The 21,591-nt window shown below is 65.0% G+C and carries 17 protein-coding genes; 6 read left to right on the forward strand and 11 right to left on the reverse strand.

The features are described 5' to 3' along the window. Positions 1-202: 202 nt before the first annotated feature. Positions 203-2,599, reverse strand: a complete 2,397-nt coding sequence (locus POF53_RS13940) for a sensor domain-containing diguanylate cyclase (protein WP_498968140.1) — start codon at positions 2,597-2,599, stop codon at positions 203-205. Positions 2,600-2,694: 95 nt separating this feature from the next. Further along, complete coding sequence (gene rlmKL, locus POF53_RS13945) at positions 2,695-4,893, reverse strand: bifunctional 23S rRNA (guanine(2069)-N(7))-methyltransferase RlmK/23S rRNA (guanine(2445)-N(2))-methyltransferase RlmL (protein WP_203647480.1); 2,199 nt, start codon at positions 4,891-4,893, stop codon at positions 2,695-2,697. A 565-nt stretch (positions 4,894-5,458) separates the two neighbouring features. On the opposite strand from rlmKL, the gene rmf reads away from it, so the two are divergent. Next, complete coding sequence (gene rmf / locus POF53_RS13950) at positions 5,459-5,668, forward strand: ribosome modulation factor (protein WP_232856030.1); 210 nt, start codon at positions 5,459-5,461, stop codon at positions 5,666-5,668. Between the two features lie 214 nt (positions 5,669-5,882). On the opposite strand, the gene POF53_RS13955 is transcribed toward rmf, so the two are convergent. After that, positions 5,883-6,908: a quinone-dependent dihydroorotate dehydrogenase gene (locus tag POF53_RS13955; RefSeq protein WP_203647482.1), complete on the reverse strand. Its 1,026-nt coding sequence runs from the start codon at positions 6,906-6,908 to the stop codon at positions 5,883-5,885. 126 nt (positions 6,909-7,034) lie between these two features. On the opposite strand from POF53_RS13955, the gene POF53_RS13960 reads away from it, so the two are divergent. The 4 genes from POF53_RS13960 to POF53_RS13975 all read left to right on the forward strand — a co-directional run bounded on the left by POF53_RS13960 (position 7,035) and on the right by POF53_RS13975 (position 12,019). Then, entirely contained in the window at positions 7,035-8,249 is a 1,215-nt protein-coding gene (locus POF53_RS13960) for a CmpA/NrtA family ABC transporter substrate-binding protein (RefSeq protein WP_232856029.1), read from the forward strand. A gap of 10 nt (positions 8,250-8,259) precedes the next feature. Beyond that, the gene (locus tag POF53_RS13965) at positions 8,260-8,835 is read left to right on the forward strand and encodes an ANTAR domain-containing response regulator (protein ID WP_203647484.1); all 576 of its coding nucleotides are present in this window, start codon (positions 8,260-8,262) and stop codon (positions 8,833-8,835) included. A gap of 304 nt (positions 8,836-9,139) precedes the next feature. Continuing rightward, complete coding sequence (locus tag POF53_RS13970) at positions 9,140-10,351, forward strand: nitrate/nitrite transporter (RefSeq protein WP_498968144.1); 1,212 nt, start codon at positions 9,140-9,142, stop codon at positions 10,349-10,351. Between the two features lie 9 nt (positions 10,352-10,360). After that, complete coding sequence (locus POF53_RS13975) at positions 10,361-12,019, forward strand: bifunctional protein-serine/threonine kinase/phosphatase (RefSeq protein WP_498968146.1); 1,659 nt, start codon at positions 10,361-10,363, stop codon at positions 12,017-12,019. 224 nt (positions 12,020-12,243) lie between these two features. Here POF53_RS13975 and POF53_RS13980 read toward each other — a convergent pair whose 3' ends face one another. From POF53_RS13980 to ppsA, 8 genes are all read right to left on the reverse strand, one after another. Then, a complete protein-coding gene (locus POF53_RS13980; protein ID WP_203647486.1) occupies positions 12,244-13,284 on the reverse strand; it encodes an OmpA family protein in 1,041 nt (346 codons plus the stop codon). Between the two features lie 110 nt (positions 13,285-13,394). After that, positions 13,395-13,961 carry an RNA polymerase sigma factor SigX gene (gene sigX, locus POF53_RS13985; RefSeq protein WP_050704759.1) on the reverse strand — a complete coding sequence of 189 codons (567 nt, stop codon included), beginning with the start codon at positions 13,959-13,961 and terminating at the stop codon, positions 13,395-13,397. A gap of 113 nt (positions 13,962-14,074) precedes the next feature. Continuing rightward, the gene (locus POF53_RS13990; protein ID WP_110739094.1) at positions 14,075-14,899 is read right to left on the reverse strand and encodes a mechanosensitive ion channel family protein; all 825 of its coding nucleotides are present in this window, start codon (positions 14,897-14,899) and stop codon (positions 14,075-14,077) included. Between the two features lie 2 nt (positions 14,900-14,901). Then, on the reverse strand, positions 14,902-15,165 hold the full coding sequence (locus POF53_RS13995) for a hypothetical protein (protein WP_028692938.1): 264 nt from the start codon (positions 15,163-15,165) through the stop codon (positions 14,902-14,904). A 168-nt stretch (positions 15,166-15,333) separates the two neighbouring features. After that, on the reverse strand, positions 15,334-16,329 hold the full coding sequence (cmaX, locus tag POF53_RS14000; RefSeq protein WP_254463431.1) for a divalent cation transporter CmaX: 996 nt from the start codon (positions 16,327-16,329) through the stop codon (positions 15,334-15,336). Positions 16,330-16,354: 25 nt separating this feature from the next. Then, positions 16,355-16,846, reverse strand: a complete 492-nt coding sequence (gene rraA / locus POF53_RS14005; protein ID WP_023630330.1) for a ribonuclease E activity regulator RraA — start codon at positions 16,844-16,846, stop codon at positions 16,355-16,357. Positions 16,847-17,038: 192 nt separating this feature from the next. After that, positions 17,039-18,031, reverse strand: coding sequence for an alpha/beta fold hydrolase (locus POF53_RS14010; RefSeq protein WP_203647487.1), 993 nt, complete (start codon positions 18,029-18,031; stop codon positions 17,039-17,041). A gap of 136 nt (positions 18,032-18,167) precedes the next feature. Next, positions 18,168-20,543 carry a phosphoenolpyruvate synthase gene (gene ppsA, locus POF53_RS14015; protein ID WP_203647488.1) on the reverse strand — a complete coding sequence of 792 codons (2,376 nt, stop codon included), beginning with the start codon at positions 20,541-20,543 and terminating at the stop codon, positions 18,168-18,170. Between the two features lie 178 nt (positions 20,544-20,721). Between ppsA and ppsR the strand changes: the two genes are divergently transcribed. Then, positions 20,722-21,540 carry a posphoenolpyruvate synthetase regulatory kinase/phosphorylase PpsR gene (gene ppsR / locus POF53_RS14020; RefSeq protein WP_028692934.1) on the forward strand — a complete coding sequence of 273 codons (819 nt, stop codon included), beginning with the start codon at positions 20,722-20,724 and terminating at the stop codon, positions 21,538-21,540. Positions 21,541-21,591 lie beyond the last annotated feature (51 nt).

Here is a 21,591-nt window from a genome sequence, read left to right on the forward strand (position 1 = left end):
CAACGGCTTTGGTTACTTTGGCCAAGACCAAAGTAACCCGCCGTAAGGGCGGAAAGGTGACTAAGCGTCGACATCACAAATGAATGCGCATAAAACTTTCAACACAACCAAACAATCAAACAATCAAACAATCAAACAATCAAACAATCAAACAATCAAACAATCAAACAATCAAACAATCAAACAACAGATCAAGCTTAACTCAAGGCAACTCCCCCTCAACCCGATCCCTCCCCCCCTGCTTGGCCACATAAACCCCAGCATCCGCCCGCAACAACAACGCATCCGCCCCCTCCCCAACCCGCCACCCCGCCACCCCAAAACTCGCCGTCACCCGCCCCACCCCCTCGACCGGCACACTCCGAACCCCCTGCCACAACTCCTGCGCCAGCACCCGCGCCTGCTCGGCATTACTCCCCGGACACAACACCATGAACTCCTCCCCCCCCAACCGACAAAACACATCGGTCCGCCGCAACCGCTGCCCGATCCGCTGGCACAGGCTGCGCAGCACATGATCCCCCACCGCATGCCCGTATTGATCGTTGATCCGCTTGAAGTGATCGATATCCAGCATGATCACCGCCAGGTCCAACCCATCCCGCTGCGCCCGATCCAGTTCGTTGCGCAGCCGCTCCTGGAAATACCGCCGGTTGTAGATCCCGGTCAGCGCATCGGTCACCGACAGCGCCCGCAGCTCCTCCTCCACCCGCTTGAGGTCCGAGATATCGGTCAGGTAACCATGCCAGAGCGTGCTGCCGTGCTCGCCGACCTCCGGCGTCGCCTCCCCACGCACCCAGCGCAACCCCGCCCGCGGCAGGCACACCCGGTACTCCTCCCGCCACGGCGTCAGGTACTCGGCGGAGTAACGCACCGAGCGCCGCACTCGCTCCAGGTCGTCCGGGTGGATACGTTCGAACACCGCCGCGGCGTCCTCGCGCAGCACTGCCAGGTCCACCTCGTAGATGTCGTGCAGACCTTGGCTGGCGTAGGGGAAACAGGAATGACCATCGGCGTCCAGGCGATACTGGTAGATCCCGCCAGGCACCTCGGCGCTGAGTTTTTCCAACAGCCGGTCGCGGGCCGCCAGGGCTTCGTGCACCCGGCGCCGCTCGGTGACATCGATGCAGATCGCCAGATAGCCCACCCATAACCCCTGCTCGTCCAGCACCGCCGTCACCAGCATGTTGGCCAGCAGGTGGCTGCCATCCTTGCGCACCAGGGTCCAGTCCGCCGGCTCCGCGCCGCCCTCCTGCACCGTCTCGGCGAACATCGCCTGGCCCGCGCCAACCTCGCGCCCGAAGCGCACGCTCAAGGCATGGGCCCGCTGGCGCAGCTCCTCGGGCAAGACCAGGTCCTCAAGGCGCAGCTGGCCCAGCGCTTCGCCGGCCGAATAGCCCAGCATGCGCTCGGCGCCCGCGTTGAACGTGCCGATCACCCCGCGCAGGCTGGTGGCGATGATCGCCACCTGGGTCGCGGCATCAAGCACGCTGCGCAACTGGTTGTGGGTCTCGCGCAATGACTGCTCGCTGATACGCAGCTCGGCGGTACGCCGGGCCACCAGGCCCAGGGCACGCTGGCGCTGGCTGAACAGGCTGTACAGCAGCAGCGCCAGCAAGACACTGAGCAGGCCACCGAGCAACGCCACCACCGGCACCGCCGACGAGCGGTTGGCGGCAAGAAAGCCCTGGCTGGGACGAATGTCGAGCTGGTAGTGGTGGTCCGCCAGGTGCAGCAGGTGACTGCTGGCAAAGCCCATGCGCGCCGGCGGCATCCCTGAGTCGAACAGCACCTCGTGACCACCCTCTGTGGACAGGTCGAGGATGCGCACCACCAGGTTGTCGTCAGCCACCGTCGGCAGGCTCTCGGCGATCAGCTGATGCAGGCTCAGCAAGGCCATGACGTACCCTCGAAGGGGATCGCCCACAGACGCTTCATCGGCGAACACCGGGGCGACTATCAGCAGGCCACGGGTATAAGTCGGTTCGACGTTGATCATGTCCAGCGGCGCCGACACCGCCATGCTGCCGGGGCTGGCGGCCCGGGCCAAGGTCGCGGCGCGCAGCGGCTGCCCACCCAGGTCGAAGCCGTAGGGCTGGGCCTGGCGACTCGCCGCCTGGGTGTACAGCACCGGATAGTAGTGATCACGCGCAGGCGCGGCCTGCCAATCGCCCTGGGCGTCCAGGTCGCGGATCTGATAGGGCTGGCCCAGCCAGGCACTGGCGCGCCGCTCGAAGTCCTCGCGCTGCGCGGCCGCTACCCGCGGTGCCCAGGAGTAAGCCTGGGTGCGGTGCAGCAAGGGACGTGCGTAGCCATCGAACTCGCGGGGGGTGATTTCAGTGGAATAGGCGAAGAACCGGCGCAAGCCATCCAGGCGTTGCTCCTGCTCCTCGAAACGCTCGGCGATGCGGCTGTAGCGCTCACTGGCCAGCAGCTCGAAGCGCTGGCGCAGTTGCTGCTGGTAGAAGGTCTGGGTGGCGATCGCCAGGGCGGCCGTGAGCAACGCCCCGGCGACCAGCGCCGCCAGGGCCACGCCCCAGGCCGACAACTCGTCGCCGAGCAGGCCAAGCCGCTTTGCAGGTACGCCCGGGTTCGACATAGAGGACTCCAACCAAGGTCAGCGTCCTGCGTATTGTCCCGCCCTGTCCTGAGTTATAGCCACTGGCCAGCAGGCGTGCCACGTACCTCGTCGGCTCAGCGCAGACGCAGCTGCCAGGCGCGGTGGATACGATTGTTGCGGGCGAAGTCCGGGTCCAGGGTCTGGGCACTGATCTCCTCCACTACGTAGCGCGCGGCCAAATGCTCGTCGAGCTGGAACTTGCGGAAGTTGTTGGAGAAGTACAGCACACCCCCCGGGGCCAGGCGCGCCATGGCCAGGTCGAGCAGTTGCACATGGTCGCGCTGCACGTCGAATACCCCTTCCATGCGCTTGGAGTTGGAGAAGGTCGGCGGGTCGATGAAGATCAGGTCGTAGCTGTCCTGGGCGTTCTCCAGCCAGGCCATGACATCGCCCTGCTCCAGGCGGTTGCGCTCGGAGAAACCGTTGAGCGACAGGTTGCGCCGGGCCCAGTCCAGGTAGGTCTTCGACAGGTCCACGCTGGTGGTGCTGCGCGCGCCGCCCTTGGCTGCGTGCACGGTGGCCGTGGCGGTGTAGCAGAACAGGTTGAGGACGCGCTTGCCCGCCGCCTCGCGCTGGATGCGCATGCGCATCGGCCGGTGATCGAGGAACAGCCCGGTATCCAGGTAGTCGGTGAGGTTGACCAGCAGCTTGACGCCGCCTTCGTTGACCTCCTGGAAGCGCCCTTCGGTGGCCTGGCGCTCGTACTGGCGGGTGCCGCTCTGGCGCTCCCGGCGCTTGAGCACCACACGCTGCGGATCGACACCGAGGGCCTGGGGAATCGCGCTCAGCGCGTCGAGCAGGCGCGCCTGGGCCTTGTCCGGATCAATCGAACGCGGCGCGGCGTACTCCTGCACGTGCACCCAGTCGTGGTACAGGTCCACTGCCAGGGCGTACTCGGGCATGTCGGCATCGTACACACGGTAGCAATCGACCTTCTCGCGGCGGGCCCACTTGCCCAGCTGCTTGAAGTTCTTCTGCAGGCGGTTGGCGAACATCTGCGCGCCTTCCGACAGGCGCGCCGGCTCGCTGGCCACCGGGGCCTGGCGACGAGGCTCGCCCTCAGCCGCCTCGGCCTGGGCCGAACGACGATCACCGGTGACGAACTGGTCGGGCTGGACCTTGAACAGCAACAGCTTGCACGGCAACGCGCCGTTCCAGAAGGCGTATTGCTTGTGGCTGCGGATGCCCATGCGCTTGCCCAGCTCCGGCGCGCCGGTGAACACCGCCGCTTCCCAGCCCATGCAGGCCTGGCGCAGGCGCTCGCCGAGGTTCTGGTAGAGGTACAGCAGGCTGGCTTCGTCGCCCAGGCGCTCGCCGTAGGGCGGGTTGCTGATCACCAGGCCTTTCTGGTTCTGGTCCGGACGCGGCTCGAAACTGGCCACCTCGCCCTGGTAGATCTTCACCCAGTCGCCCAGGCCCGCGCGCTCAACGTTGTTGCGCCCCGGCTGGATCAACCGTGGGTCGGCCTCATAGCCGCGGATCCACAGCGGCGGCTTGGCCAGGCCGGCTTGAGCACGGGCCTGGGCCTCGTCGTGGACCTTGCGCCACAGCGCCGGCACATGGCCGAGCCAGGCGCTGAAGCCCCAGCGCTCGCGCTTGAGGTTGGGAGCGATATCGGCGGCGATCATCGCCGCCTCGACCAGGAAGGTGCCCACGCCGCACATCGGGTCGGCCAGGGCGCCGCCCTCGGCCGCGATACGTGGCCAGCCGGCGCGGATCAGCACCGCCGCCGCCAGGTTCTCCTTCAGGGGCGCAGCACCCTGCTGCAAGCGATAGCCACGCTGGTGCAGGCTGTGGCCGGACAGGTCGAGGGAAAGGATCGCCTCGCCACGGTCCAGGCGCAGGTGCACGCGCACATCCGGGTCGACCTTCTCCACCGACGGGCGCAGGCCTTCGCGGTTGCGCAGCTTGTCGACGATCGCATCCTTGACCTTGAGCGCGCCGAAGTGGGTGTTGTCGATGCCTGAGCCATGGCCGCTAAACTCCACCGCCAAGGTGCCATCAGCCGCCAGGTGGTCGGCCCAGTCGACGGCATTCACGCCGTCGTACAGGTCGTCGGCGTTCTTCATCGAGAAGCGCTTGAGCACCAGCAGCACGCGGTTAGCCAGGCGCGACCAGAGGCACAGGCGATAGGCGGTTTCCATGTCGGCGTCGCCGCGAATGGCCGAGGTGTGCTCACGCACCTCGTTCAGGCCCAGTTGACGGGCTTCCTCGGCGAGCAGGCCTTCAAGACCCTTGGGGCAGGTAAGGTAAAGTTCGAAACGGTCCGACATGTGCAATCCAGAGCCTTTGGCTAGGTAGATGGCGAGCCGACGCATCGGCTGCCGCTGTTAGCCCGCACGCCTTTCCAGCAGGCGTCCGGGTGGCCCGACGAAACGCTCGCCAGGCCTGGCCGCCCGGTCGATCATGCCTTTGCCGGGTGGCGAAAGAGGCTTTGATCGTCGGGCAGTATGAAAATTGCGTGGACGTCGGGCTCAGATGTGACCCTTCGTCGCATTACCAAATATTACTGTCATCATCCAGCAACGCTGGCCAATTGACGTCAAGGTTGGGTAAACCCTGATCATAGCGGGCTCAACGGCAAACAAGGTTGAGTCGCATTTATTTACTTATCCCCTCACCTTCGGAAAGGTTACGTCCTTATGACAAATCGATCATTCACACTGTGACCTGCATTCGTTAGAACTGATCTCAGGTCGCACCGCAACGGGGCGGCACTTTCAACCCGCCACGCCAGCAGCGGGTGCACTTCGGCAGAACGATTCTGCCCGGCCTCGGAGAGGCCGACGGGACATTTCAGTCAACAAGTGAGGGCAATACCTTATGAGTGGAAAAAGAATGAAACGTAGTTCCGAGGAGAAAGAAAAAGCACGCGGTTTTCTTTACGGCATACAAGGTAAATCCCGAGAACTGTGCCCAAAACAGGAAGGTACAGCTGGCCATCAAAACTGGATGAACGGTTGGCGCAACGGCCGTGAAGCTTACTGGAATGCAGAGACCGGCATCGCTGGCATTTCTACCCGAAACGAGAACCACGCACTTGGCTGAACGAGGACACTGAATTCGAGTCACCATGCGCGCCCTATCCGGGCGGCGGGCTGCGGCCCAGGGGCCCCTTTGAAGGGGCCCTTTTTTATGCCCTTTTTTTCATCCTATCCGGTGGGCAACGTGGGAGCGGGCTTGCCCCGCGATGGCGTCCGCCCAGGCAACTTGTCCTGGCGCCATCGCGGGACAAGCCCGCCCCCACGGCTACCGGTTCATTTCATGCTTTCGGCATCGCGGCAATGGCATCCACTGCTTCACGAATCAGCGACGGGCCTTTATAGATGAAGCCCGAATAGATCTGTACCAGGCTCGCCCCTGCGGCGATCTTCTCGGCCGCATGACGCCCCTCGGTGATCCCGCCCGCCGCAATGATCGGCAGCTTGCCACCCAGCTCACCAGCGAGCACTTTCACCGTGTGAGTGCTCTTTTCCAGCACCGGCGCACCCGACAAACCACCAGCCTCGCCACCGAACGGCAGGCCTTCGACGCCCTCGCGCCCCAGGGTGGTGTTGGTGGCGATCACCGCATCCATCCCCGATTCGACCAACGCCGCCGCCACCAGGGCGGTCTCCTCGTCACTCATGTCCGGCGCGATCTTGATCGCCAGCGGTACGCGCTTGCCGTTTGCCTGCGCCAATTGCTCACGGCGCTCGGCCAGGGCATCGAGCAGTTGCTTGAGCGAATCGCCGAACTGCAGCGAACGCAGGCCGGGGGTATTCGGCGAGCTGACGTTGACGGTGATGTAGCTGGCGTCGTTGTAGACCTTCTCCAGGCAGATCAGGTAGTCGTCCTGGGCCCGCTCGACCGGGGTGTCGAAGTTTTTGCCGATGTTGATACCCAACACGCCGGTGTACTTCGCGGCACGCACCCGCGCCAGCAGGTGGTCGACGCCCAGGTTGTTGAAGCCCATGCGGTTGATGATGGCCGTGGCCTCCGGCAAGCGAAACAGCCGCGGCTTGGGGTTGCCCGGCTGCGGGCGCGGCGTCACGGTGCCGATCTCGACAAAGCCGAAGCCCAGTTGGGCAAAGCCATCGATGGCCGCGCCGTTCTTGTCCAGGCCGGCGGCCAGGCCGACCGGGTTGGCGAAGTTCAAGCCCATCACTGTCACTGGCAACGCCGCCGGCTGCTTGCACAGCAGGCCGTTGAGCCCGAGACGGCCACCGGCGCCGATCAGGTCCAGCGAGAGGTCGTGGGAGGTTTCCGGGGAGAGCTTGAACAGCAACTGGCGGGCCAGGGTATACATGGGTGGGCGGACTCGCGGTGTGTGAGGGGGCGATTATAGCCAGCGAGCCGCCGGGGCGACAGGGCAATGGCACATGGGTTGCTAAGTCCGTTGCATGCAGTCAATCGCGAACGCCTGAGGATTCTCGTGAACACAGCCCTCCCGACAACGCCCCTGGCCTGGGTCAACGGCAGCGACGCGCCGGAAAAGCCCAGCCTGGACATCGGTTTCATGGCCCTGACCGACTGCGCCTCGGTGGTGGTCGCCGCCACCCAGGGCTTCGCCCAGCAGTTCGGCCTGACCCTCAACCTGCGCCGCCAGGCGTCCTGGGCCGGGCTGCGCGACAAGCTGGTCAGCGGCGAGCTGGACGCCGCCCACTGCCTCTATGGCCTGGTGTACGCGGTGCACCTGGGCATCGGCGGCGTGCCCGCCAGCCCCTTGGCCGTGCTCATGGGCCTTAACCAGAACGCCCAGGCCATCAATCTCTCCCCCGCGCTGCAGCGCAAGGGCGTGACCAGCCCCGAGGCACTGGCGCGGCTGGTGCACCAACAGGGCGCACAACTGACGTTCGCCCAGACCTTTCCGACCGGTACCCATGCCCTCTGGCTTTACTACTGGCTGGCCAGCCAGGGTATCCACCCGCTGCGCGATGTGACCAGCGTGGTGGTGCCCCCTGCGCAGATGGCCGCCCACCTGCAGGCCGGGCGCATCGACGGCTTCTGTGTCGGCGAACCCTGGTCGGCGGACGCCGTCGCCAAGGGGCAGGGCTTCACCCTGGCCACCAGCCAGTCGATCTGGCCCGACCATCCGGAAAAGGTCCTGGCCAGTGCCCGCGGCTTCGTCGAACAGTACCCCAACAGCACCCGGGCGCTAATCAAGTCGGTACTCGCCGCCGCACGCTTCATCGAGCAGAGCCAGGAGAATCGCCGTGGCACGGCGCAACTGCTCAGCGGCAGCGCCTACCTGGGCTCCCCGGTCGGCAGCATCGAGCCGCGCCTGATCGGCGACTACCAGGATGGCCTGGGCCATCGCTGGCACGATCCCCACGGCCTGCGCCTGTTCGACCAGGGTCGGGCCAACCTGCCGTACCTGTCCGATGGCATGTGGTTCATGACCCAGTTCCGCCGCTGGGGCCTGCTGCGTGACGACCCGGACTACCTGGCGGTCGCCAGCCAGGTGCAGCAGCTGACGCTGTACCGCGAGGCCGCCACGGCGTTGGGCGTACCTTGTGCCGACCCGCCCATGCGCAGCAGCCTGCTGATCGACGGCAGCCGCTGGGACGGCAGCGACCCCCATGGCTATGCGCGCAGCTTCGCACTGCACGCCCTGGACGCGGCGCCTGACGCCCGCGCCCATCGCTGAGGGTCCAGCCATGTTGCGTATCCTGCTGATCGACGACACGGAAAAAAAAGTCGGCCGCCTCAAGGCCGCCCTGATCGAGGCCGGCTTCGAGGTGATCGAGGCCAGCAGCCTGAGCATCGACCTGCCCGCGTGTGTCGAAACGGTGCACCCGGACGTGGTGCTGATCGATACCGAGTCACCAGGCCGGGACGTGATGGAACAGGTGGTGCTGGTCAGCCGCGACCGCCCGCGTCCCATCGTGCTGTTCACCGACGAGCATGACCCCGGTGTGATGCGCCAGGCGATCCAGGCCGGGGTCAGCGCCTACATCGTCGAGGGTATCCAGACCACGCGGCTGCAACCGATCCTTGATGTGGCCATGGCCCGCTTCGAAAGCGACCAGGCGCTCAAGGCTCAACTGCTGGCCCGCGACCAGCAGTTGGCCGAGCGCAAGCTCATCGAGCAGGCCAAGGGCCTGCTGATGAAGATGAAGGACTGCAACGAGGAACAGGCCTACACCCTGATGCGCCGCCAGGCCATGAGCCGCCAGCAGAAGCTGATCCAGGTGGCGGAACAGATCATTGCCATGTCGCAGATGCTGGGGTAGCGCCATCCGTACCGACGTTACGCCCCTCTGTAGGAGCGGCCTTGTGCCGCGAAAGGGGCGCGCAGCGGCCCCAAGATTTCAGGGTTTACATAAAGATCGCTGGGGCCGCTTTGCGGCCCTTTCGCGACACAAGGCCGCTCCTACAGGGTTCGCGCGAGACTGGATATTGGCCCGCCTCTTGCTCTGAAAACCCCGGTAGCCAACGGCGGTTGCCCCCATACCCTGACAAAGACGTCGCTCGCCCCTCCACAGCCATGGACCGGGCAGCGGCGTCTTTTCGTTTCCGCGCCCAACGAGGTGTTCGATGAATACGAGCTTCTGGAAATCCGGGCATGTGCCCACGCTGTTCGCCGCCTTCCTGTATTTCGACCTGAGCTTCATGGTCTGGTACCTGCTCGGCCCCCTGGCGGTGCAGATCGCCGCCGACCTGCAACTGAGCGCACAACAACGGGGCCTGATGGTGGCCACGCCGATCCTGGCCGGCGCGGTACTGCGCTTCGCCATGGGCCTGCTGGTCGATCGCCTGTCACCCAAGACCGCCGGGCTGATCGGCCAGGTCATCGTGATCGTCGCCCTGGCCTGCGCCTGGCACCTGGGGGTGCGCAGCTATGAGCAGGCGTTGCTGCTGGGTGTGTTCCTCGGCTTCGCTGGGGCCTCGTTCGCCGTGTCCCTGCCCCTGGCCTCGCAGTGGTATCCACCCCAGCACCAGGGCAAGGCCATGGGCATCGCCGGCGCCGGCAACTCCGGCACGGTGTTCGCCGCGCTGCTGGCCCCGGCGCTGGCCGCGGGCTTCGGCTGGAACAATGTGTTCGGCTTCGCCGTGCTGCCCTTGCTGCTGACCCTTGTGCTGTTCGCCCTGCTGGCGCGCAATGCCCCGCAACGGCCTAAGCCCAAGGCCATGGCCGACTACCTGAAGGCCCTGGGAGATCGCGACAGCTGGTGGTTCATGTTCTTCTACAGCGTGACCTTCGGCGGCTTCATCGGCCTGGCCAGTGCCCTGCCCGGCTACTTCAGCGACCAGTACGGGCTGAGCCCGGTGACCGCCGGCTACTACACCGCCGCCTGCGTGTTCGCTGGCAGCCTGATGCGCCCACTCGGCGGTGCTCTGGCCGATCGCTTCGGCGGGATCCGCGCCCTGCTGGCGATGTACGGCGTGGCCGCCGTATGCATCGCCGCAGTGGGCTTCAACCTGCCCAGCGCGGCGGCGGCCCTGGCGCTGTTCGTCAGCGCCATGCTCGGATTGGGCGCCGGCAATGGCGCAGTGTTCCAGCTGGTGCCACAGCGTTTTCGCCAGGAGATCGGTGTGATGACCGGGCTGATCGGCATGGCCGGTGGCATCGGCGGCTTCCTGCTTGCCGCAGGCCTGGGCACCATCAAGCAGCATACCGGCGACTACCAGCTCGGCCTGTGGCTGTTCGCCAGCCTCGGCCTGCTGGCCTGGTTCGGTCTGCTCGGGGTCAAGCAACGCTGGCGCACCACCTGGGGCTCGGCGGCAGTGACGGCGGCGCGGGTCTGAGGCCGCGCCATGAGCCTGCAACTGAGCTTTGCCCAGGCCAGCGCCACCGGGCCGCGTCCGGAAAACCAGGACGCCCTGCGCCTGGTAACACCCGTACCGGAGCTGGCCGCCAGCAAGGGTTACCTGTGCGCGCTGGCAGACGGCGTCAGCCAGTGCGCCGATGGCGGCCTGGCGGCGCGCGCCAGCCTGCAGGCCCTGGCCCTGGACTATTACGCCACGCCCGCCACCTGGAGCGCTGCCCAGGCCCTGGACCGCCTGCTCACGGCACAGAATCGCTGGTTGCGCGCCCAAGGCAATGGCCAGCCGCTGCTGACCACCCTCAGCGCCCTGGTGCTGCGCGGGCGACGTTTCACCCTGGCCCATGTCGGCGATTGTCGGGTGTACCGCTGGCAGGCCGACCAGCTGCACTGCCTGAGCGAAGACCATGTCTGGGACCAGCCCGGCATGCAGCATGTGCTCAAGCGCGCGCTGGGGCTGGACCAGCAACTGCTGGTGGACTACCTGGAGGGCGACCTGCGCGAGGGCGAGTGCTTCGTGCTGCTCAGCGACGGCATATGGGCCAGCCTGAGCGATGCGCATATCCAGTCGATCCTGCGCGAACAACCCGACCTGCAGGTGGCCGCCGACACCCTGGTGGCCAGCGCCCACCATCGCGGCAGCCAGGACAACGCCAGCGCCTTGCTGGTGCGAGTGGATCAACTGGGCGCCAGCAACCTGGGCGACACCCTGGCGCAACTCCAGCAGTGGCCGCTGCCAGGCGCGCTGCGTGACGGTCAGTCGATCGATGGCTGGCAGGTCGACGGCTTGCTGACCCAGAGCCGGCAATCGCTGCTGTACCGGGTCCGCGACCCGCACGGCCAGCCCTGGCTGCTAAAGACCCTGCCGCAGTCTCGCGACCAGGAGCCCGGGGCCGCCCAGGCCCTGCTGCTGGAGGAGTGGTTCCTGCGCCGGGTCGCCGGCCGCCACTTCCCTGAAGTGCACCCGGCCAGCCAACGCCAGCACCTGTACTACCTGATGCGCGAGTACCCGGGCACGACCCTGGCCGGACACCCCCCACTACCGCTGGCGCAATGGCTGGAGGTCGCCCGCCAGCTGTTGCAAGCGGTGGGCGTACTGCATCGGCGCAACCTGCTGCACCGCGACATCAAGCCGGACAACCTGCACCATGGCAGCGATGGCCAGCTGCGTCTGCTGGACTTCGGGCTGGCGTACTGCCCGGGGCTTTCCGAGGACCCGCCCCATGCCCTGCCGGGCACGCCTTCGTTCCTCGCCCCTGAAGCCTTCGACGGCCTGCCCCCCGCACCGCGCCAGGACCTCTATGCCGTGGGCGTGACGCTTTATCATCTGCTCACCGGGCACTACCCCTACGGCGAGGTCGAAGCGTTCCAGCGCCCACGCTTCGGCACGCCAGTGAACCCGGCGCGTTATCGGCCGGATTTGCCGGAGTGGTTGCAGCGCAACCTGTTACAGGCGGTGGCGGCAGACCCGGCGCAGCGCTTCGAGACCGCCGAGCAGTGGTTGCTGTTGCTGGAACGGGGAGATCGCCAGGAGCTGGCCGAGCGGCCACGGCCGCTGCTGGAGCGCGAGCCGTTGAAGGTGTGGCGCACGATTGGGTTGCTGTCGCTGCTGTTGAACCTGGTGTTGTTGCTGGTGTTGCTCAAACGCTAAGCGCGCAGGCGCACCACAGTTCGTGTAGGAGCGGCCTTGTGCCGCGAAAGGGCTGCGTAGCAGCCCCGGCAATCCGCGTGATGCTGAAATCCTGGGGGCGCTGCGCACCCCTTTCGCGGCACGAGGCCGCTCCTACAAAGGGGGGGGGACCAGGTGTATCTCGAAAAATCTCGGGCAAAGAAAAACCCGGCCGAGGCCGGGTTTTTCGTGAAGCGTCAAACCAATTACTTGGCCTGGGCTTCTACCTGAGCTTCTACGCGACGGTTGACGGCGCGGCCAGCATCGGTGGCGTTGTCGGCGACCGGACGGGTCTCACCGTAGCCAACCGAGTCAACACGGCTCGATTCGATGCCGTACTGCTGGGTCAGGACTTGCTTGACAGCGCTGGCGCGACGCTCGGACAGCTTCTGGTTGTAAGCGTCTGGACCGACGGAGTCAGTGTGACCTTCCACGGTGGTGGTGGTCTGTGGGTACTGCTTCATGAAGTCAGCCAGGTTCTTGATGTCGCCGTAGCTGTTAGGCTTGACGACCGACTTGTCGAAGTCGAACTTGACGTCCAGCTCAACGCGAACGACTTCGGCAACAGCCGGGCAGCCATCAGCATCAACGGTAACGTTGGCTGGGGTGTCAGGGCACTTGTCGACGTTGTCGCAGACGCCATCGTTGTCGCTGTCGGAGCAGACTTCGGCAACTGGAGCTGGCGCAGGAGCGGCTTTCTGGCCACCGCTGCCACCGAAGTTCAGACCCAGACCAACGGTCGGACCCCACTCGGTGTTGCCGTTGTCGATGTTGTACATGGCTTCGACGCCGGCACGGGCGAAGAACATGTCGGTGATGTACCACTTGGCGCCAGCGCCAACGTTGGCGAAGGTGGAGTGGTCACGGCCGCCACGAGTGGCCTGGCCCAGGCTTTCGTGAGCGAAACCAGCGGAAACGTACGGACGCAGGGCGTCACCGACGGTACCGAAGTGGTAGGTGGCGTCCAGCTTGGTCTTGGAGCCTTTGATGTCTTTGTTGAAGACTTCACCACGAGCGTTGTGGGTCTCGTTGTAGCCCAGGTCCAGGGACACGTCGTCGGTCAGGAAGTAACCGAGGCGGACACCAGGGTTGGTGCCGGTGTTCTTGAAGTTACGCTCGCTGTCGTAGTACTGCTTGGTGACGTTGCCTTCGATTTCGACAGCGCCTTGGCCTTGAGCCAGAACGCCGAACGAAGTAGCGGCCACGAGCGAGCCAATGGCCAAGCCCAAGGTGTTTTTCAATTTCATCCGTTAAATCCCCATCTGGTGATAGTTAAGCAGTCCCACCAACATCCGGGGGACAACTCGACGGCAAGTCTAGCAGAACTTGCCGGTTGGTTAGAGGTATTTGCTGGCCACTAAGTTTCAGCCAGGCCTGCAAATTTCTCTCTAAGCTTGTCGAGCGCACGCTTGTAGCGCATTTTCGTGGCGCTCAGGCCCATGTGCATGATGTCCGCGATCTCCTGGAATTCCAGCTCTGCGACAAATCGCAGCACCAGGATTTCCCGGTCGATCGGGTTCACATGCACCAGCCATTTGTCCAGCCCGCCCTTCTCCTCCGGCTTCGGTGCCTTGTCCTCGGACGCCTCTTCGACAGGGTCCAGGCTCAGGGCATCCATCAACCGGCGCTTGCGACGCTCCTTGCGGTACTGGGTGATGCATTCGTTGTAGGTGATGCTGTAGAGCCAGGTCTTGAACTTGGACTTGCCCTCGAAGTTCTTCAACCCGTACAGCACCTTGAGCATCACCTCCTGACAGACATCGTCGGCATCCCGATCGTTCCCCAGGTAGCGCGCGCAGACGTTGAACAGCGTGCGCTGGTAGCGGCGCATCAGTTCCTCGTAGGCGCGGGTGACGTGAAACAGCTCCTCATGCGAACGCGCCACCAACTCCTCGTCGGTGAGCTCGCGGGGGTCATAGCGCATGGGCGGCGAATGAACTTTATTCAAAACGGATCTGGCCGACAGTCAGGTCAATGTCGCCGCTCGGCCCCGTGGGCCGATTTTTGCGGCGGCATACATTAACAGCTTTTGTGCGGTTAGCGGCTATTCACGCGCTGCTCGAGCAGCTCGCGATTAGACAACGACACCAGTTCGCCATCATCGGTCAGCAGGGTCGTCTTGACCGTGCCGATTTCCTCGATGTGCCCCTCGACCTCGCCAATACGCACCTGCTGGCCGACTTGATACAACTCGCGCACATAGATGCCGGCCAGGATCTGCCCGGCGATTTCCCGGCTGCCCAGGCCCATCGCCAGTGCAACGGCCAGACCAACGGTAATCAGCCCGATGACGATCACATGGTTCAGCAGGTCGGTCTTGACCTCGAGCTGGCTGATGGCCACCGAGATGCTGATGATGATCACCAGGCCCTGGGCGATGCGCCCGACGCCGGCGGCGTACTCCAGGCCGATACCCTCGGCGGCGCCGCGCACCAGACCGTTGACCAGTTGCGCCAGGAGCACGCCGGCCAGCAGCACCAGGGCCGCGCCGAACACCTTGGGCAGGTACAGGGCGAGCATGTCGAGGGTCGCCGAGACCCGCTCGAGCCCCAGGGATTCCGCGGCCGAGACCAGGAAGATCAGCAGCACGAACCAGTAGACGATCTTGCCGATCAAGGTCGAGATCGGCACCTGGATGCCGACCCGGGCGAGCATCTTGGTCAGCCCGGTGCCACTCATCAGGCGATCCAGGCCGAACTTGGCCAGCACCTTGGACAGCAGGGTGTCGAGCAGCTTGGCCACGACGAAACCGAGCAGCACCACGACCAGCGCGCCGAACAGGTTGGGGATGAAGTTCGCCACCTTGGTCCAAAGGGCAGTCATGGCGGTGACCAGGCTCTGGGTCCAGAGATCGAGTTCCATATTCAATCGGCCTTATCTGCGTTGCTGCCGGCGGCAGGTTTGCGGGTAGAGTTGCGACGGACCGGCGCGACATGCGCCGAGCCATTGTTCACGGCGATCAGCAGCGCCTGGCTCCAGCGGCCAAGCAGGCTGAACAGATCGCCCGCGCCGACCTGGCGGTTGGCGGTCTTGAGCACGCGACCCAGGCAGGCGGCGTCGTCGCGGTCCTGGCCGGACGGCGACGCCTTGAGCAGGTCGCGCAGGGATTCTTCAAACGGATCGTGCATGGGCACCTCGCGCAATGTCAGTCAAAGACGAGGGCGCCGAGCAATGGGTCACACAGGGATGTGGGACGAGTGTTTCAAAATGAGTGTGCGAGCCCATCGCGGGGCAAGCCCGCTCCCACGGAACCACGCTGAGAGCGTGGGAGCGGGCTTGCCCCGCGACAAGATACATCACACCCACCGCAACCGCCGGAACAACCACCACTGCCCTGCTGCCAGCCCCAGCACGACCATGCAGGCGAACAGGAAGCCATAGGGGTTTTCCGCGCCCGGAATACCGCCGACATTGATGCCCAGCAGCCCGGTGATGAAGCTCATGGGCAGGAAAATGCAGGTGATGATGCCGAACCGGTACATGGTCCGGTTCATCCGCTCGCTGCGCCGCCGGTCCTCGCTTTCCAGCACCAGCGCGGCGCGCTCGCGGGCCAGTTCGAGCTCTTCGAGGTAGCGGATCAGGCTGTTGTTCAACTCGTTCCAGTAGTCGGCGTCGGCATCGGCGAACCAGCTGTATTTGCTGCGCGACAGCTGGGCATAGATGTCGCGCTGGGGGGCGAGGAAACGCCGCAGGCCGGCGGCGCGGCGCCGGATCTGCTGCAGGCTGCCCTGGGCCGGAGAATACCGTTCGTCGGATTCTACCTTTTCTTCTTCCAGATCGACCGCTTCGGACAGGTCGCTGACCAGCGCCTGGACCTTTTCGGTCAACAGTTCACCCATCAGCAACAGCAGTTCGGAGGCGGTCTTCGGCCCCCTGCCCTCGTCCAGTTTCTGCAGGACCTCGTCGCTCGCCCGAAGGGGCCGCAGACGCAGGGAAATGACCCGACGCGCCTCGGCGAAGATACGCACCGAGACCATGTCCTCAGGCTCGGCGCCCGGGTTGAGGTTGACCCCGCGCAGGAACAGCAGCATCTGCTCGTCGGCCAATGGCAGCAGGCGCGGGCGGGTGTTCTCCTCCAGCAGCAATTCGCAGGCGAACTCGCTCAGGCCACTGTCGTGGAGCAACCAGGTGCGGGTCTGCGGGTGACTGCGGTCCCAGTGCAGCCACAGGCTCTCCTGGGGCTGCAGCTGCAGGTCGTCCAGCTCGGTGCGGGCGATCGAGCGCGCGCCACCCTTGCCATCGAGCACCAGGGCATGCACCAGGCCCCACTGCGCGTTGTCTTCCTCGAACATCAAAGCTCCATCGGTGTACGGCGCGTCACTCGGGCATCTTCAGCGGGCTCGGCGAGACCAGCACGCCGTTGTTGTCGGCATACACATACTCGCCCGGGCGGAAGGTCACGCCAGCGAAGGTCACCGCGACATTGAGGTCGCCGATGCCACGCTTGTCGGTCTTCATCGGGTGACTGGCCAGGGCCTGGATGCCGACATCGGTCTGCGCCAGCACGTCCACGTCACGCACGCAGCCGTAGATCAGCAGGCCTTCCCAGCCATTTTTCGCCGCTTTCTCGGCGAGCATGTCGCCCAGCAGCGCGCGGCGCAGCGAGCCGCCGCCGTCGACCACCAGAACCTTGCCCTTGCCGTCGAGCTCGACCTGCTCCTTGACCAGCGAATTGTCCTCGAAGCACTTGATGGTGACGATCTGGCCACCGAACGAGTCGTGGCCGCCGAAGTTGCTGAACATGGGTTCGAGCACCTGGACCAGGTCCGGGTAGGCGTCGCACAGGTCGGGCGTTACGTAATGCTGCATGGGAAACTCCTGTCAGTCACAACGAAAGCGGATGTGGAGCAAGGCTACACCGCAGGAGGCCGGCAGTCATCCGGGACCGAGCAGTCAGTTTGCTTTTGTCTGCTCCGGCCTCTTCGCGGGTAAACCCGCTCCCACAGGGTTTCGCACCTCACCTGTGGGAGCGGGTTTACCCGCGAAGAACCCCACGCGGAATCAACTGGCGGGCACCGGCTCCATCACCACCGTCGAGGCATGCACCGGCACCTGCGGATCCCTCAGCCAGCGCTCCACCAGCGGCCACACCTGGGTTTGCGCCGCCTTGCTGACCAGCATGTCGACATGCCCGAAGGCCTCGAAGCCCTCCTCGCGCCCCAACCGCAGGAACTGCCTGGCGTCACCGCCGAACTGCTCGAACAGCTTGCGACAGGCCCACACCGGGTCCTGGAAGTCACCGGCCCCGGCCACCGCCAGCAGCGGCACCTCGATCTCGGCCAGCCCCGCCCACCAGTCCTTGTCCTTGTCGCCGAAGCGGCCGAACAGGCCATTCCAGCGCAGGCTCTCCAGGGCCAGGCCGATGGGTTCGTCCTCCGGGCCACGCTTGAGGCGCGAACCCGAGATCTGCGCGAAGCGCTTGAGCAGCACGCGCGCGCCCCACTCCACCGGAGGCACTTTCAGCGGCCAGTAGACCCGGCTGACCTGGGTGCCGAACAGTGCCGCGCTGGCCACCAGCGCGGTGTCCAGGTAACCGCTGCCCAGCGCCGCCGCCAGGGTGGTGCCGCCCAGCGAGTGGCCGACCCAGTGCGGCGCCTGCCCGGCCTGCTCGCGAACGAAAGCGCCGATCACCGGCAGGTCGTAGCGCGCATAGTCGGCCACACGGTTCTGTCGCCAATCGCGGTTGCGCGGCGACAGGCCGTGGCCGCGCATCTCCGGGATCCACACATCGAACCCGGCGCGGGCCAGGTAGGCGCCCAGGCCGATGCCCTTGGGCGAATACCAGAAGCGCCGGTTGGAGAAACTGCCGTGCAGGAGAATGACCGGCACGCCCTGGGCGTGGTCCTGATCGGCCAGGCCCAGGCGGGTGACGGCCAGCTCGACGCTCGGATCGGGGCTGTTGCCGGCCTTGATCCGGTAGACGTCTTCGCTGAGGTCGCCGCGGCGCTCGGCACTGAGCAACGCGACGGGAAATTGGGTGGAGCTGCTTTGCATGGGTTCACGAACAAACTGAGGATATGAACGTGGGAGCGGGCTTGCCCCGCGATTGAACCAGACCTGCAGACACTGCTGTCCCATCTGGCGCTATCGCGGGCCAAGCCCGCTCCCACAGTGTGTTGCCTTCAGCGCATCACGCCGCGCCCTGGCCCTCGGCCAGGAAGAACCAGGTCTCGAGCACCGAGTCCGGGTTCAGCGACACGCTCTCGATGCCCTGCTCCATCAGCCACTTGGCCAGGTCCGGGTGGTCCGACGGGCCTTGACCGCAGATGCCGATGTACTTGCCGGCCTTGTTGCACGCGGCGATGGCGTTGGCCAGCAGCTTCTTCACGGCCGGGTTACGTTCATCGAACAGGTGCGCGATGATGCCCGAGTCGCGGTCCAGGCCCAGGGTCAACTGGGTCAGGTCGTTGGAGCCGATGGAGAAGCCGTCGAAGTACTCGAGGAACTCTTCGGCGAGGATGGCGTTGGACGGCAGCTCGCACATCATGATCACGCGCAGGCCGTTGTCACCGCGGGCCAGGCCGTTCTCGGCGAGCAGGTCGACGACCTGGCTGGCTTCGCCCAGGGTGCGCACGAACGGCACCATGATCTCGACGTTGGTCAGGCCCATCTCGTTGCGCACGCGCTTCAACGCACGGCACTCGAGCTCGAAGCAGTCACGGAACGACTCGCTGATGTAGCGCGAGGCGCCGCGGAAGCCCAGCATCGGGTTCTCTTCTTCCGGCTCGTAGAGCTTGCCGCCGATCAGGTTGGCGTACTCGTTGGACTTGAAGTCCGACAGGCGCACGATGACCTTTTTCGGGTAGAAGGCCGCGGCCAGGGTGCTGATGCCCTCGACCAGCTTCTCGACATAGAAGCCAACCGGGTCGTCGTAGCCGGCGATGCGCTTGTCGACGCTTTCCTTCAGCTCCGGCGGCAGGCCGGCGTAGTTGAGCAGCGCCTTGGGGTGCACGCCGATCATGCGGTTGATGATGAACTCCAGGCGCGCAAGGCCGACACCGGCGTTGGGCAGCTGGGCGAAGTCGAAGGCGCGGTCCGGGTTGCCGACGTTCATCATGATCTTGAACGGCAGTTCCGGCATGGCATCGACCGAGTTCTGCTTGACGTCGAAGCCCAGCTCGCCTTCGAAGATGAAGCCGGTGTCGCCTTCGGCGCAGGACACGGTGACGCCCTGGCCGTCTTTCAGGACCTGGGTGGCGTTGCCGCAGCCGACAACGGCCGGAATGCCCAGTTCACGGGCGATGATCGCCGCGTGGCAGGTACGCCCGCCGCGGTTGGTGACGATGGCGCTGGCGCGCTTCATCACCGGTTCCCAGTCCGGGTCGGTCATGTCCGAAACCAGCACGTCGCCCGGCTGGACCTTGTCCATTTCCGAGACATCGTTGATCACGCGGACCTTGCCGGCGCCGATGCGCTGGCCGATGGCGCGGCCCTCGACCAGCACGGTGCCCTTCTCTTTCAGCAGGTAGCGCTCCATGACATTGGCGCTGGAACGGCTCTTCACGGTCTCGGGACGGGCCTGGACGATGTACAGCTTGCCGTCGTCACCGTCCTTGGCCCATTCGATGTCCATCGGGCGCTGGTAATGCTGCTCGATGATCATCGCCTGCTTGGCCAGCTCGTTGACCTCGGCGTCGCTCAGGCAGAAGCGCGCGCGCTCGGCACGCTCGACCTCGACGGTCTTGACCGAGCGCCCGGCCTTGGCTTCGTCGCCATAGACCATCTTGATTGCCTTGCTGCCCAGGTTGCGGCGCAGGATCGCCGGACGGCCGGCCTGCAGGGTCTGCTTGTGCACGTAGAATTCGTCCGGGTTGACCGCACCCTGTACCACGGTTTCGCCCAGGCCGTAGGCGCCGGTGATGAACACCACGTCGCGGAAGCCCGACTCGGTGTCGAGGGTGAACATCACGCCGGCGGTGCCGGTCTCGGAGCGGACCATGCGCTGCACGCCCGCGGACAGGGCCACCAGCTTGTGGTCGAAGCCCTGGTGCACGCGGTAGGAAATGGCGCGGTCGTTGAACAGCGAGGCGAACACTTCCTTGGCCGCGCGGATCACGTTGTCGACGCCGCGGATGTTGAGGAAGGTCTCCTGCTGGCCGGCGAAGGAGGCATCCGGCAGGTCCTCGGCGGTGGCCGAGGAACGCACGGCCACGGCCATGTTGTCGTTGCCGCCGGCCATCTCGGCGAAGGCCGTACGGATTTCTGCGTCCAGACGCGCCGGGAAATCGGCTTCCATCACCCACTGGCGGATCTGCGCGCCGGTCTTGGCCAGGGCGTTGACGTCATCGACGTCCAGCGCATCGAGCGCCGCGTGGATGCGCTCGTTCAGGCCACTTTGCTCGAGAAAATCGCGGTACGCCTGAGCCGTAGTGGCAAAGCCGCCCGGCACCGAGACACCGGCACCTGCGAGGTTACTGATCATCTCGCCCAGGGATGCGTTCTTGCCCCCCACATGCTCCACATCATGGACGCCGAGCTTATCGAGGGAAACTACGTACTCTACCAAGGTGATCTCTCCACTAACTGTATTGGAAAAGCTCAAGGGCGCCCGCCTGCCTGACTGACTGGGCCGGACGCTTGTGGCCTGGACCTGGAAAATAAGTGAGAATGCCGAGCAACCGCGTTCGGCAAACCGAACCTATCATATCCAGAAATCTTCGGCAGCTTAAGGCCCCCAGGTGCAAATGAAACGAACCGCGTTCTTCATCTCCGACGGTACCGGCATCACTGCAGAAACGCTGGGCCAGAGCCTGCTCGCACAATTCGAGAGCATTCCGTTCAATAAATTCACGCGCCCCTACATCGATACGCTGGACAAGGCCCGGGCCATGGTCCAGCAGATCAACGCCGCGGCCGAGCGCGACGGAGTGCGTCCGATCATTTTCGACACCATCGTCAACCAGGACATCCGTGAGGTCATGGCCACGTCCAATGGCTTCATGATCGACATTTTCTCGACGTTTTTATCCCCGCTCGAGCAGGAATTGACCGCCCATTCGTCGTATTCCGTGGGCAAATCCCACTCGATCGGCGGCAATTCCAACTACATGGAGCGCATCGAGGCGGTCAACTTCGCCCTGGACAACGATGACGGCGCGCGCACCCACTACTACGACAAGGCCGACCTGATCCTGGTCGGCGTGTCGCGCTGCGGCAAGACCCCGACCTGCCTGTACATGGCCATGCAGTTCGGCATCCGCGCCGCCAACTACCCGCTGACCGAGGACGACATGGAGCGCCTGCAACTGCCGGCGGTGCTGAAGAAGCACCACAGCAAGCTGTTCGGCCTGACCATCGACCCCGACCGCCTGACCGCCATCCGCCACGAGCGCAAGCCCAACAGCCGCTACTCGAGCTTTGCCCAGTGCGAGTTCGAGGTGCGCGAAGTGGAGAACCTGTTCCGTCGGGAGAACATTCCCAACATCAATTCCACGCATTTCTCGGTGGAGGAGATCTCGGCGAAGATCCTGGTGGAAAAAGGCGTGGAGCGGCGGTTCAAGTAAGCCTGAACCGGCCTCTTCGCGGGTAAACCCGCTCCCACAGGGATATCACAG

It is taken from the genome of Mitsuaria sp. RG, from assembly GCF_028369275.1.
GTDB lineage: Bacteria > Pseudomonadota > Gammaproteobacteria > Pseudomonadales > Pseudomonadaceae > Aquipseudomonas > Aquipseudomonas peradeniyensis.